This is a genomic window from Ancylobacter aquaticus, assembly GCF_004339465.1.
Taxonomy (GTDB): domain Bacteria; phylum Pseudomonadota; class Alphaproteobacteria; order Rhizobiales; family Xanthobacteraceae; genus Ancylobacter; species Ancylobacter aquaticus.
Map to the genome: position 1 here is coordinate 1341079 of NZ_SMFY01000002.1, position 12807 is coordinate 1353885.

At 64.4% G+C, this 12807-nt stretch carries 13 protein-coding genes; 12 read left to right on the plus strand and 1 reads right to left on the minus strand.

What is annotated here, in order from left to right; genetic code table 11:
* Positions 1-40: 40 nt before the first annotated feature.
* Positions 41-739 (minus strand): response regulator, encoded by a 699-nt coding sequence (locus EV667_RS15870; RefSeq protein WP_131836252.1) that lies wholly within the window; start codon positions 737-739, stop codon positions 41-43.
* Between the two features lie 533 nt (positions 740-1272).
* Between EV667_RS15870 and EV667_RS15875 the strand changes: the two genes are divergently transcribed.
* The 12 genes from EV667_RS15875 to EV667_RS15930 all read left to right on the plus strand — a co-directional run bounded on the left by EV667_RS15875 (position 1273) and on the right by EV667_RS15930 (position 12786).
* Positions 1273-2580, plus strand: a complete 1308-nt coding sequence (locus EV667_RS15875) for a transporter substrate-binding domain-containing protein (RefSeq protein WP_131836253.1) — start codon at positions 1273-1275, stop codon at positions 2578-2580.
* A gap of 107 nt (positions 2581-2687) precedes the next feature.
* Positions 2688-3563 carry an urea ABC transporter permease subunit UrtB gene (gene urtB / locus EV667_RS15880; protein ID WP_131836254.1) on the plus strand — a complete coding sequence of 292 codons (876 nt, stop codon included), beginning with the start codon at positions 2688-2690 and terminating at the stop codon, positions 3561-3563.
* Between the two features lie 44 nt (positions 3564-3607).
* Positions 3608-4708: an urea ABC transporter permease subunit UrtC gene (urtC, locus tag EV667_RS15885; protein WP_131836255.1), complete on the plus strand. Its 1101-nt coding sequence runs from the start codon at positions 3608-3610 to the stop codon at positions 4706-4708.
* Positions 4709-4716: 8 nt separating this feature from the next.
* Positions 4717-5463, plus strand: coding sequence for an urea ABC transporter ATP-binding protein UrtD (gene urtD, locus EV667_RS15890; protein ID WP_131836256.1), 747 nt, complete (start codon positions 4717-4719; stop codon positions 5461-5463).
* Entirely contained in the window at positions 5460-6164 is a 705-nt protein-coding gene (gene urtE, locus EV667_RS15895) for an urea ABC transporter ATP-binding subunit UrtE (protein ID WP_131836257.1), read from the plus strand. The genes urtD and urtE overlap by 4 nt, the downstream gene beginning before the upstream one ends.
* Positions 6165-6345: 181 nt before the next feature.
* Entirely contained in the window at positions 6346-6786 is a 441-nt protein-coding gene (locus EV667_RS15900; protein WP_131836258.1) for a N,N-dimethylformamidase alpha subunit family protein, read from the plus strand.
* Positions 6787-6919: 133 nt separating this feature from the next.
* Positions 6920-9316: a N,N-dimethylformamidase beta subunit family domain-containing protein gene (locus EV667_RS15905; RefSeq protein WP_131836259.1), complete on the plus strand. Its 2397-nt coding sequence runs from the start codon at positions 6920-6922 to the stop codon at positions 9314-9316.
* Between the two features lie 72 nt (positions 9317-9388).
* Entirely contained in the window at positions 9389-10480 is a 1092-nt protein-coding gene (locus tag EV667_RS15910; protein ID WP_131836260.1) for a Rieske (2Fe-2S) protein, read from the plus strand.
* A gap of 4 nt (positions 10481-10484) precedes the next feature.
* Entirely contained in the window at positions 10485-11183 is a 699-nt protein-coding gene (locus tag EV667_RS15915; RefSeq protein WP_131836261.1) for a tetratricopeptide repeat protein, read from the plus strand.
* On the plus strand, positions 11155-11511 hold the full coding sequence (locus EV667_RS15920; protein WP_245516182.1) for a hypothetical protein: 357 nt from the start codon (positions 11155-11157) through the stop codon (positions 11509-11511). The genes EV667_RS15915 and EV667_RS15920 overlap by 29 nt, the downstream gene beginning before the upstream one ends.
* Before the next feature lie 130 nt (positions 11512-11641).
* The gene (gene ureE, locus EV667_RS15925; protein ID WP_131836262.1) at positions 11642-12109 is read left to right on the plus strand and encodes an urease accessory protein UreE; all 468 of its coding nucleotides are present in this window, start codon (positions 11642-11644) and stop codon (positions 12107-12109) included.
* Entirely contained in the window at positions 12103-12786 is a 684-nt protein-coding gene (locus EV667_RS15930; RefSeq protein WP_131836263.1) for an urease accessory protein UreF, read from the plus strand. The genes ureE and EV667_RS15930 overlap by 7 nt, the downstream gene beginning before the upstream one ends.
* Positions 12787-12807 lie beyond the last annotated feature (21 nt).

Genomic DNA, 12807 nt, shown 5'->3' on the forward strand with positions numbered 1-12807 from the left:
TGGTTGCTCCGATCCGGCAGAACCAGGCACATCGGCCACGTCAGACGGACTCCCCCGCATTGAACCGGCCGATGGCATAATGCACGGCGGCGGAGCGGTCCCGGATGTTGAGCTTGCGCATGGCATTGCCCAGGTGAACGCGCACGGTCTGGCTGCTGAGTTCGTATTCCTCGGCGATCCGCTTCACCGAATAGCCGCGCCCGAGCAGGCCGAGCACATCGCGCTCGCGCGGGGTCAGAAGGTCGAGTTCGTCGCGGAGCTCATCAGCAGGCGGGGCCGGCACCGCGCTCACCGGCGCCGCCGGAATCCTCGCGACGGGCCGCGACAGGCTGCTGCCGGCAGAGCGCTCGATGATCCGGCGCGGGAAACTCACCTCCCCGGCCAGCACCCGTTCGAGCGCGCGCTCGATCTCCGAGCCGCCGGCGGACTTCGGCACATAGCCGATGACGCCGTGTTCCACGGAGCGCAGCACGTGATCGACATCCTCATGGACGGAAACCACCACCACCGGCACATCGGGAAAATTCGTCCGCAGCTTGTGCAGACCGTCGAAGGCATCGAAGCCGGGCATGACCAGATCAATCAGCACGAGGTCGATGTCGGGGTGCGCAAGCAGCAGCGCCGACGTCTCGTCGAAGGTCTCCGCCTCGAAGATTTCGAGCTTCTGACGCAGGCGACGCATGACCTGCTTCAGCGATTGGCGGACCACCCAATGGTCATCGGCGATGAGAATCTTCATATGCCAGCAATCGCTGCTTCCGACGGTCGTCCATGCCCTTGGGACGCGAAACGGCGTCAATCGAGCGTGCTTGGTCTCAATCCTAGATACGCACCTTCTGTCACGATTGCGACACTATTTAAAGGGGGCCGACGAAAAAGCGCTAGCGATCCGCGTCCCGTCGCCTCCTCTTCTCGACGCTCTAGCGATTGACGAAACGTCTAGCCCATCCGCCAGACAAAAATGATGGCCGATCGACACGCCCGTCGCTCCCGCCACCGAGGCGAGAGGATGGAGCGACGGCCGCGGACAGCGGTGAGGCATGCAAAAAACGCTTATTATCAAGGCATTTGGTCACATATTGGTCGACACTGTGACGCGAGCGCATGCAGTTTTTAATCGCCACAAGAAACTTTGATAACCCAGACGAAAAGGCGTTGACGCCGCCTTCGCACTCAACTTATCATCTAGATGATTAGTCTAGTGACGAATAAACACGTCCGGACGAGCAGTTGAGTTGCCAGTCAACACGGGATGTCCGAAGGGTCGCAGACATGAAACTCACACGCCGTAACATACTCAAGTCGACCGTCGCGGCATCGGCCGCTCTTACTTTGCCTCATCTTTGGCTGCCTAAATCCAGCGAGGCCTGGGGAGCGACGCTGAAGAAGGGTGAGCCGATCAAGGTGGGCCTGCTGTTCTCGCTCACCGGCTCGCTGGCCGTGCCCGAGGAAGATTCCACCCTCGTGATGCAGTACGCCATCGACGAGATCAACAAGGCCGGCGGCGTGGCCGGCGTGCCGATTGAACCGGTGATTGTCGACGCCAAGTCAGACTTCGCCGTGTATTCCGAAAAGGCCAAGGAACTCATCCTGCGGGACAAGGTCATCGCCCTGTTCGGCTGCTACACCTCGGCCAGCCGCAAGGCGATCCTGCCGACCGTCATGCAGCGCGATCATCTGCTGTACTACCCCACCTGCTACGAGGGTGCCGAATGCACCCAGAACACCATCTGCACCGGGCCGCTCGCGAACCAGCATTCGCAGGACCTTATTCCCTACATGGTGCAGAACTTCGGCAAGCGGGTGTTCTTCGTCGGCTCCAACTATGTATGGCCGAAGGAATCCAACAAGAACGCCAAGGTCTGGCTTGAGAAGGCCGGCGGCGAGCTGCTGGGTGAAGAATACATCCCGCTCGGCAGCTCCGAGTTCGGCCCGGTGCTGAACAAGATTCGCGAGGCCAACCCGGACTTCATCTTCTCCACCGTCGTCGGCGCCTCCGACATCGCCTTCCACAAGCAGTTCAAGCAGGAAGGGTTCAAGGTCGACAAGATGCCGATCGCCTCGCTGACCACCGGCGAGATCGAGACCCGCGCCATGGGTGCGGAATTCGGCGCCGGCCACTTCCTGTCCGCCCCTTACTTCCAGTCTCTGGACACCCCGACCAACAACAAGTTCGTCGAGAGCTTCCTCGCGAGCAAGTACGGCAAGAACGGCACGACCCACTACAACATGGAGGAGACCTATACCTCCGCCTATGTGTTCAAGGCCGGCTTCGAGAAGGCCGTCGCCGCCGTGGGCGTCGAGAACGTCACCCCCCGCATCATCCGCGACCATTCCGGTGGCATCCGCGTCGAGGACGATGTGTCGCCGGAAGGCCTGATCTGGATCGACGAGAACAACTTCAACACCTGGCTGAAGCCCAAGATCGGCCAGTGCCAGGCCGATGGCACCTTCAAGATCGTCAAGGCCGCCGAGAACCACGTCGCGCCCGACCCGTACTCGATCTACCCGGACGCCGGCATCTGCACCAAGGACGGCCTGAAGGCCCCGGACGGCAAGATCCGCAAGAGCGTCATCTGACACGCAAAGGGCCCGGCGGCACGCGTCGCCGGGCCCCTGCCGCATTCCACGCCTGTACGCGCCACGGCCGCGCAGAGGCCCCGCAAGGGCTCAACGGATAAGGTTCTATGGATCTGAGTTCGCTCCTGAATGCGCTCATCCTCGGCGTCAGCATCGCCAGCATCTGGCTGATCGCCGCTCTCGGCCTGACGATCATCTATGGGACGGCGGGCGTCATCAACATGGCGCATGGCGAACTGATCATGCTCGGCGCCTATAGCTCCTACATGCTCCAGTTCCATCTGGGCCTGCCCTATCTGCTGTGCCTGCCGGCCTCCTTCGTCATCGTTGCGCTGGTGGGGCTGGCGCTGGAGCGCGGCTTGATCCGTTATCTCTACAACCGTCCATTGGACACATTGCTGGCCACCTACGGCGTCTCGCTGGTGCTGATGCAGGGGGTGCGTCTGATCTTCGGCAGCGATCCGAAATATCTCGCGGTGCCGGAAATCTTCCAGAGCAACGTGATGCTCGGCTCGGTGTCGCTTTCCGCGTTCCGCATCGTGGTCGTCGCGGTCACGGCGCTGCTGGTGATCGGGCTGTGGCTGCTGTTCTACAAGACGCGCTACGGGGTCCAGGTGCGTGCCGTCATGCAGAACAAGGAGATGGCGGCGTCGTTCGGCATTAATGCCGGTCGCATCTACATGCTCACCTTCGCGCTTGGAGCCGGGCTTGCCGGCGTGGCGGGCGCGCTGTTCGGCGTGCTGGCGATCGTCCTGCCCACCATGGGAGCGAGCTATGTCGTTCAGGCTTTCCTCATGGTGGTCGTCGGCGGTGGCTCGCTGGCCGGCAGCGTGGTGGCGAGCGGCGTGACGGGCGAGCTTCAGTCGGTGTTCGCCTTCTTCACCAACGACACCTTCGCCCGATTCATCATTTTCGTGCTGATCGTGATCTTCCTGCGGTTCCGTCCGCAGGGCCTGTTTGCACAGGCGGGAGCCCGGCGATGAACGCCGCCGCCGTCAGCCACGCAGCGTCAGGACGGTTCTGAAATATGGGCAACCTCTACTACAACAAGACCGCGCAGTGGGCTGTGTATGTCGTGTTCTTCGCGGCGCTGGGGGTCGTGCCGCTGATGGTCAGCGACAGCTTCCTGTTGAACCAGTTCGCCACCTATGGCGTCTACGGCATGCTGGCGCTGTCGCTCAGCCTGTGCTGGGGGTTCGGCGGAATCCTCAATCTCGGGCAGGGCATTGCGTTCGGCCTGGGCGCCTACGGCATGGCGATGACCATGCAGATGCAGAGCCAGACGGAATCCAACCCGATCCCGCCTTTCATGCTGAACAACAGCCTCGAATCCCTGCCCATGCTCTGGCAGCCCTTCCAGAGCACCACGCTGGGCCTCATTCTGGCGGTCGCAGCGCCGACGCTGTTCTGCGCGGTGTTCGGCGGCATCATGTTCCGCGCCCGCGTCTCCGGCCCGTTCTTCGCCATCATGACGCTGGCGATGCTCTCGGCCTTCTACACCATCATCCTCGACCGGCAGGCCTATACCGGCGGCGTCAACGGGCTGACCCCGCCCGGCTCCTTCCAGTTCGGCGATTTCGAGATCGACCCCTACAGCCCCGCCGCCTATTGGGTAGTGTTCGGCTTCCTGATGGGCGCCACCTTCCTCACCAAGCTCATCACCCAGAGCTCGTTCGGCCTCGTCACCCAGGCGATCCGCGACGATGCCGAGCGCGTGCGCTTCCTAGGCTACAGCGTCGCCGGTTATGAGACGGTGATCTACACCATTTCCGGTCTCATCGCGGCGGTGGCAGGCTGTTGCTGGGTGATGCTGGTGCAGTATGTCTCGCCAGCGCAGATGGATGTCAGCTTCAGCCTCTCCATCGTCATCTGGGCGGCCATTGGCGGGCGCCACTCCCTGCTCGGCTCCATCCTCGGCGCCTTCATCATCCAGGGCGCGCAGAGCTATCTCGGCGACACCTTCCTCGCCACCTGGCTGCTCATTCTCGGCGGTTTCTTCATCGTGGTGGTGCGGTTCCTGCCGAACGGCCTCGCCAGCCTCGTGGAGAAGGCGTTCGGGCTGTTCGAGCGCCGGGACCCGACCTCCTCGCCTGCGCCGGACGGCGGCAGGCCCCTGCCAGCCGAGTGAGCGCCTGCATGTCCGGTCTTCTCGAAATCCGCAATCTTTCAAAGAGCTTCGACGCGACGAAGGTGATCAACGACTTCAGCATGGAGGTTGTCGAGGGAACCATTTGCTGCCTGGTCGGACCCAATGGCGCCGGCAAGACGACGACGATGGACCTCATCACCGGACGCATCAAGCCGACCTCCGGCAAGGTGTTCTTTGCCAATGACGACATCACCGCCAAGCACGAGCACCTGATCGCCCGCGCCGGAATCGGCCGCAAGTTCCAGGTGCCGGCGGTGCTGCGCGACATGAGCGTGCAGCAGAATCTCGAAGTCGCCTTCAGCCGGCAGACCAACCCGTTCCGCAACCTGTTCAAGTTCCGCAAGGCGGGGCTGAAGGACAAGCTCGACGAGGTCGCGACCCTTGCCGGGCTGACCGGGCGGCTGAAGGAGCGGGCCGGCATCCTCTCCCATGGTGAGACCCAGTGGCTGGAGATCGGCATGGTGCTGATGCAGGAGCCGCGGCTGCTGCTGATGGACGAGCCAATCGCCGGCATGACTGAGGGCGAGGCCGAGAAGACCGCGCAGATTTTCAAGGACCTGCGCAAGTCCGCGACACTGCTGGTGGTGGAGCATGACATGGGCTTCGTGCGCGAAATCGCGGACGTCGTTGTCGTGATGCATATGGGATCGCTGCTCGCCCAGGGCACGATCCAGCAGATCGAGGCGGACCGGCGCGTGCGGGACGTCTATCTCGGTGAGCAGGAGGCGGCATGAGCGCGCTGCTGAGTTTCGACAACGTCACCTCCTATTACGGCGCCACGCGCATCCTGAAGGACTTCTCCTTCGAAGTCGAAAAGGGGCAGTGCCTGTGCGTGCTGGGCCGCAACGGCGTGGGCAAGACCACGCTGATGCGCACCATCATGGGGCTGACGGACCGCTCGGTCGGCGCCATCCGCATCAATGGCAGCGAGATGAGCGGCGAGCCGACGCATGTGCGCGCCACCCACGGGCTTGGCTATGTGCCGCAAGGGCGTGGAATCCTGTCCAATTTCACCGTGCGGGAGAACATCCTGCTGGGAACTTTCGCGCGCGCCGACAAGGCCAGCGAGATTCCCGAGCTCTGCCTGCGCATATTCCCCTATCTGAAGGAAAATCTGGATCGACGCGCCGGGCTTCTCTCCGGCGGGCAGAAGCAGCAGCTCGCCATCGCCCGCGCTCTGGCGGTCGATCCGCAGATCCTGCTGCTCGACGAGCCGACCGAGGGCATCCAGCCCAACATCGTGGTCGAGATCGGCGAGATCCTGAAGATGCTGAACCGCGAACTGGGCATCACCCTGATCGTGACCGAGCAGCACATCAAGGTGGCCCGGAAGCTCGGAGACGCCTTCCTGATGGTCGACAATGGCCGCGTGGTCGCGCAAGGCCCCATGGGTGAGATGACCGACCAACTGGTCGAGCGGCACATGACCATCTAGACAAAACGATAAACCTGCGAGCTTTCGTCGAATGTTATTGACGAAACGTCTAGTATCGGTCAAATTCTAAACTACGGTTTCGGCCGATCTGGCGCCACGAATACCAAGCTCCTGCGTCGCCCGTCAGGACAATACAGACGTATGGCGACGCTTCTTCGAGCAAAACGGAGAAAAATTGGCAATGATACCGATTCCCCGGAAGGGCACGCCCGAGCGCGAGGCCATGATCAAGGAGCACAAGGAATGCGTCGACTCCATGAAGGGGGTCGCCGGCTTCTCGGTGCTTAAATGCGAAACGCCCGGCGACACCACGGTCGTCTCCGGCGGCGTGCACGAAAACCCGGACCTGCGCCGCGTGCTTCTGCGCATGCGGGGCGAGTCGCCGAAGGGCAAGCTCATCGTCATCTGCACCAAGGTCGATGCCGAATGGCGCATTGGCCGCCTGTCCGGCATTCGCGGGGTGCCGCCGGAATTCGTCAACGACAAGGTCTATGACAGCGAGCAGGAAATCCAGCACGACATCTTCCTGATGCGGCTGGACGAGTTGCCCGAGACCGCCGGCATGCCCGAACATTTCGAGGAAGGCTGGAAGCATCGGGACGACAACTGGCCCGTTACCTGATCATCCGGCCTCACGCGCTCCGCGCCGAGCCGCTTTAGCTTCGCCTCAGCACAGGCCCCGTTCGCGCAGCCCTCCCGGGCCGCGATTGGGAGCGGCTTGTCTGGCGTCCGCTTCATTGTTGGAGAAACGATACATGTGCGCCATGCGGCTGACCGGCTACGCCGACAAGTTTGGTGTCCATCCCGGCGACACGATCAAGTTCTACGTGAATTGCGACGGGCCGGCGGAATTCAACGCCGAAGTCGTTCACATGATCAATGGCGACACCAACCCGCGTGGTCCGGGCTTCATCGAGAAGTCGATCGCAGCGGACGCCAACGGAACCTATAAGGGACGCAAGCAGATCATCCATGGCGGGTCCTACGGCTATGTCGAGGACGCGCCACAGTTCCATGTCGACAGCTTCACCCTGCAGTGCCACATCTGGCCGACCACGCCGAAGACCCATCCGCGCTACTGGAAGCACGGGGCGCAGGGACTGGTCACGAAGTGGATGGACGGCAAGGGCTACGGCTTGTTCATCAATGAAGCCGGCTTTCTTGAGTTGCGCATCAACGAGCACAAGATCACCACCGGCGTGCCGATCCGCGATCATGCCTGGCACTTCGTCGCCGCCAGCTTCGACGCCGCCACCGGCGAGGTGGTGCTCTATCACGAGCCGCTCATCGTCTATGCCCTCGATCCCGTTATTGAGCCGGTGAAGACCACGCTCGCCACCAAGATCATCCATACGGCCGCGCCGGTGGCGCTGGGCGCCTATGTCGAGACGATCAGCGACGATCCGCTCGGGGCGTCGTCGCTTCCCGCCGGGGTCTGGTTCGCCGGCAAGTATAACGGCAAGATCGACAGCCCGCGCATCGTCAAGAAGGCGCTGAGCCGCTTCGAGATCGAGCAGATGAAGGGCGGCGCGCAGCCCGGCCTGACCGAGCGCCGCAATTCCGGGCCGACCGGCGAGCTCTCCGCGCTGATCGTCGCCGCCTGGGATTTCTGGGACGGCATCGACACCATCACCGCCAAGGACAACGGCCCCTACCGCTTCGACGCGACGCTGGTGGGCTGCCCGACGCGCGCGCTCACCGGGTATAATTGGGCGGGCGAAAATTTCGACTGGAAGCATGCCAGGAAAGAATATGGCGCGATCCATTTCCACGACGACGACGTCGACAATGCCCGCTGGGAGGTCGATGTCGAATGGACCGTGCCGGAGCTGATCAAGAGCCGCTTCTACGCCCTGAAGCTGACGACGGCGGAAGGCGACGAAGACTATATCCCGTTCTGGATCGTGCCGAAGATCGGCAAGGAGCAGTCGAAGATTGCGGTCATGGTGCCGACGATCAGCTATATGGCCTATGCCAATGAGCATGTGGCCTGCAATGCTGGCGGCGCCGAGCTGTTCATCTATCGCGTGCCGATCATGCAGCACCAGAACATGTTTCTGGCCGAGCACCGCGAATATGGCGGCTCGATCTACGACACCCACACCGACGGTTCCGGCATCTGCCTGTCGTCGCGGCTGCGCCCGATCCTGTCGATCCGTCCGAAATACGACCACTTCCTCGCGCAGGCGCCGTGGCAGTACCCGGCCGATCTCCATCTCATCTACTGGCTGGAGACGATGGGCTACGAATATGACGTGATCACCGACGAAGACGTCACCTATGACGGCCTCGCCCGGCTGGAGAACTACAACGTCATCATCACCGGCTCGCATCCCGAGCACAATTCGGGCACCCAGCTCGACGCCCTGCACAACTACTCGCAGCGCGGCGGGCGGCTGATGTATATGGGTGCCGACGCTTGGTACTGGGTGCATTCGTTCCATCCGGCCTATGACCACCTTGGCCGGGGCGTCGTCACCGAAATGCGCCGCTGTGAATCCGGCATCCGCACCTGGCGCGCCGAGCCGGGCGAATATTACCATCAGGGCACCGGCGAACTTGGCGGCATGTGGCGCTTCCGCGGTCGCTCGCTCTATTCGGTTGCCGGTGTCGGCATGACGAACGAAGGCTTCGACATCTCGACCTATTACAGCCGGACCCCGGACAGCCTCGATCCGCGCGTGGCGTGGGCGTTCGAGGGCATCTCCTATGACGAACCGATCGGCAATTTCGGCCTGGTCGGCGGCGGCTGCGCCGGCCTGGAACTCGACATCGTCGACGTCACGCTCGGCTCGCCGCCGCACACGCTGGCGGTGGCGACCTCGGCCGGCCGGCACACCGAGGCCTATCTCCTCGTCATGGAGGATTTCGGCTTCAACCAGCAGGGGCTCGACGGCACCACCCATCCGCGCGTGCGCGGCGACATCGCCTTCCACGAGACCCCGAATGGCGGCGGGTGCTTCGCCTTCTCGTCCATCGCCTTCTGCGGCTCGCTGCCGTGGAATGAATGCCAGAACAACGTCTCCACGCTGGTGAAGAACGTGCTCGACCGTTTCTCGGCGGACGGCCCGCTGCCGCCCGCTCCGGCCGAGGCGATCAAGCATCGCGGCCGCGCCGATTACGAATCGCCCGCGCTCGCCACCACGGCCTGACCCCTCGGGCGAAACTGCCGGCACGCGCGTCCCCCCGCGTGCGTGCCGGGCCTTTCTCGCAGGACGCCGGACATGACCCATAGACGCGATCTCGGTTACTGGGATGAGGGCCGCAATCTCGCGGAGGCGTCCTTCTATGCCGAAGCGCTCGGCCCGGACCCGCGCGTGCTCTCTCCCCTCGCCTTCCGCTCGCTGCGGTTCAGCCAGCTTGAGGACGAGGCGGTCTGGACGCGCGACTGGGTCTGTGTCGGCTCTCATGAAGCCATCCCGGAAAAGGGCGACCTGCTTCCTTTCACCGTTGGCACGCACGGCGTGCATGTGCAGCGCACGGAGGGCGGAATCGTCGCCCGGTTCAACAAGGCGCAGCATGGCGGCTGCCGCGCGGTGCCGCTGCAGTGCCAGACCGGCGCCAAGACCAAGTGCTCCTTCACTTCCTGCGGCTACAGCCGCGACCGGGGCGCGATCCCGGCCAGCGAGCTTGGCGACGGCACGCCGGAGATGCACCAATATCTTGGCCTGCGCCCGGAGCGCCTGTTGACCGCGCAGGCCCGCAGCTGGGGCCCGCTGATCTTCGTCAATCTCGACATCGCCCCCGCCTGGCCCGACGCGGAGCTTGCCGTGCTTGGCCGAACGGGGGCGTTCTTCGGCCCTCACAAGCCCCGTCGCTCGCCCGAGACCTGGCTCGAATACGCCGCGAACTGGAAGCTGATGGGCCAGTCCCTGGCCGCCGGCGAGCGGGTGATGTCCGACAGCGATACCTGGATGCTCGCCGAGACAACCCTGACCGACGGCACGGCGGCGCGCGCGGCCTGGCTGTTTCCCAACCTTGTCCTGATCGCCACGCCGGCGAGCACCGCCGTGGTAACGCTGCAACCGACCTCCATGGGGCAAACCCTGTGCCGGCTCTCGACCTACGGGGCTGACCCGCATCGCGACCTGCCATTCTGGCGCGCGCAGATCGGGCACCGTGCCGCGCAGGCCGAGGCCGAGCATGACGATCTGGCCCGCTGGGGCACCCAACACCGCCCGCAGACCATCGGCGCCGCGCTGCCGCGCCAGAGCGAGGCGGCGGGAGGCTGGATGCAGCGCGCCCTGGCGGCACGCCTGGCGCGACTGCCGCACGACGAATTCCCGCAACCGCTTTACCAGAACCCGAGAGGCTGAGGACATGCTGTCGCTGGATCTCTCGACCACCAACGCAACCCCGCTCGATGCCGGCATCGCGCTGTATGAGCGCGGCGATTACCCCGAGGCGCTGCGCCTGTTCTCGCGGCTGGCCGGAGAGGGTGATGCGGACGCCAAGACATGGCTCGGCGCCATGCACGCCAATGGCGAGGGGATCGACGCCTCTCTGGCCCGCGCCTTCGCGCTCTATCTGGAGGCGGCGCAGGCTGGCATCGTGCTGGCCCAGACCAATGTCGGGGCGATGCTGGCGATGGGGCACGGCGTGCCCCGCGACATTCCGGCCGGCGTGCTCTGGCTGGAAAAGGCGGCCGGGAGCGGCGACCTTTTCGCCCAGTACAATCTGGCCACGCTGCTGTCGAAGGGCGAAGGACTCCCCCCAGACTATGCGGCCGCCGCGCATTGGTACAGGTCGGCGGCGGAGCGCGGCCACTACCCGTCGCAGGCGCGCCTCGGCTTCCTGTATGCGAACGGCCTGGGCGTGACGAAGGACCGCGTCGAAGCGTTCACCTGGCTGTCGCTGGCGGCCCAGCATGGCGTAGGAACCGCCCTGACGGCACTTGAGGCGATCGTGGCGCAGATGTCGTCCGATGAGAAGCAGGCCGGGAACGCCGCCGTTGGGCGCTGGCGCGGCCGCACGCCCGACGCCTCGCGCCATGCGCGCCTCAATCCCGTTCACGGGTGACGGCATGGTGTTCAGCCCGCAGCAGGTCAAGTTTGAATTCCTGAGCTACATCAAGGAATTCGGCGGCAAGCCGGCGGAATGGTGCGTCGGCTGCGCCGACGATGCCGCGCTGGCGCTGTTCGACCGCCATGGCGTCGATCCCGCACGCGACATCTGGCTGTGGAAGCCGACCTTGTCGAAGGCGGCGGCGCGCATCGTATTTCGCTATCTGACCGAGCAGCTCCACATGCCCGCCGCCGACGAGGGTGCGGGACGTTGCATCTATCTGTTCAGGCGCGGTCTGGTGGAGAACGGCGTGCCGATGCCCGCGCGACCGGGAGACGCCTGATGCAGCAGATGACCCGCCCGGCACGGCTTATCCACCCCTGTCCTTGCCTCACTCCCCGGCATGGCTGGCCATCGCGCCAATGCGCACTAGGATGCCGGACCGGCACCTCTTCGTTCTCGGAAAGCTGACCATGTTGCTTGTCAATCGCGTACTGGGCCATCGACTGGATGACGGCTTCGCGGAACAGCTTCATCATCTGGAGCACCATGGCGAGGTCGAGTGGCTACTTCTCCCCGCTGCTGAACTGGCGCGGCGGCGGTTCCGCGCTGTGACGAGCCGGGGTGCCGAGGTGGCGGTCGCCCTGCCGCGAGACGAGCCGTTGACCGACGGCGCGGTGCTGCTGTTCGAGCCGAACCGGGCGATCGTGGTGAAGGTGGATGCCGAGCGCTGGCTGCGGATCACGCCGCACGATCTCGCGACCGCACTGGAGCTCGGCTATCACGTCGGCAACCTGCACTGGCGGGTGCGTTTCGCGGCAGGCTCCATCGACGTCGCGCTTGAGGGGCCGGAAGAGGCCTATCTGGCGCGCCTCGCCTCGCTCGGTCTCGACAGCCGGGTCGAGGCGCATGCCCACCCGGCCGACGAGGCGCCATGCTGAGCCTTTTCGCAACGCTGTGGCAGGCGGATTCGGCGTTCCCAAACGGGGGATTTGCCTTTTCCAACGGTATCGAAGGACTGGCCGACCTTGGCCAGAGGCTGGATCGCGAGGGGCTGACCAACGTCCTCGCCATGGCGCTCACCCATCGCTGGATGGGCATGGACCGCATCGCCGTGTCGCTGGCGTTCGCGGCCGCCGACGACATGGACCGCCTCGCCGAGATTGATCTTCGGTTCGACGCGGCGACCATCCCCGCCCTGCAGCGGGCGGGATCGCGGCGAAACGGGCTGGGCCTGCTCACCGCCCATGCCCGGCTTGGCACAGGTGCGGCTGCGGAAATGAAGCGACAGGTCGAGACCGGCCGGATGCGCGGGCACCTTCCCGTAATCCAGGGCGCGGTCTGGCGGGCCTGCGGCATGGACGAAACCTCCGTGCTCGCCGCCTCCGCCTATACCGCTGTCACCGGCATGACCAGCGCCGCCGTCCGTCTCAGCCTAATCGGCGCGGTGGAGGCGCAAAGCTGCCTGCGCGCGACACTGCCGCTGATGGCGCGACTGGTGGACGACGCAGGGCGCGCCGGCCCTCTCACATGCGACGATTTCGAGAGCCTGACCCCGATGCTCGACATTGCCACCATGCGGCATGCGACATCGGAGGTCCGGCTGTTCTCGAACTGATGACGCTCCCCTCCGCAGGAA

Bases quoted from the DNA above. Each gene is read 5' to 3' on its own strand.
- EV667_RS15910 (WP_131836260.1), top strand. From the start codon at position 9,389: ATGACCCATAGACGCGATCTCGGTTACTGGGATGAGGGCCGCAATCTC.
- EV667_RS15905 (WP_131836259.1), top strand. From the start codon at position 6,920: ATGTGCGCCATGCGGCTGACCGGCTACGCCGACAAGTTTGGTGTCCAT.
- EV667_RS15930 (WP_131836263.1), top strand. From the start codon at position 12,103: ATGCTGAGCCTTTTCGCAACGCTGTGGCAGGCGGATTCGGCGTTCCCA.
- urtB (WP_131836254.1), top strand. From the start codon at position 2,688: ATGGATCTGAGTTCGCTCCTGAATGCGCTCATCCTCGGCGTCAGCATC.
- ureE (WP_131836262.1), top strand. From the start codon at position 11,642: ATGTTGCTTGTCAATCGCGTACTGGGCCATCGACTGGATGACGGCTTC.
- EV667_RS15920 (WP_245516182.1), top strand. From the start codon at position 11,155: ATGCGCGCCTCAATCCCGTTCACGGGTGACGGCATGGTGTTCAGCCCG.
- urtD (WP_131836256.1), top strand. From the start codon at position 4,717: ATGTCCGGTCTTCTCGAAATCCGCAATCTTTCAAAGAGCTTCGACGCG.
- EV667_RS15915 (WP_131836261.1), top strand. From the start codon at position 10,485: ATGCTGTCGCTGGATCTCTCGACCACCAACGCAACCCCGCTCGATGCC.
- EV667_RS15900 (WP_131836258.1), top strand. From the start codon at position 6,346: ATGATACCGATTCCCCGGAAGGGCACGCCCGAGCGCGAGGCCATGATC.
- urtE (WP_131836257.1), top strand. From the start codon at position 5,460: ATGAGCGCGCTGCTGAGTTTCGACAACGTCACCTCCTATTACGGCGCC.
- urtC (WP_131836255.1), top strand. From the start codon at position 3,608: ATGGGCAACCTCTACTACAACAAGACCGCGCAGTGGGCTGTGTATGTC.
- EV667_RS15875 (WP_131836253.1), top strand. From the start codon at position 1,273: ATGAAACTCACACGCCGTAACATACTCAAGTCGACCGTCGCGGCATCG.
- EV667_RS15870 (WP_131836252.1), bottom strand. From the start codon at position 739: ATGAAGATTCTCATCGCCGATGACCATTGGGTGGTCCGCCAATCGCTG.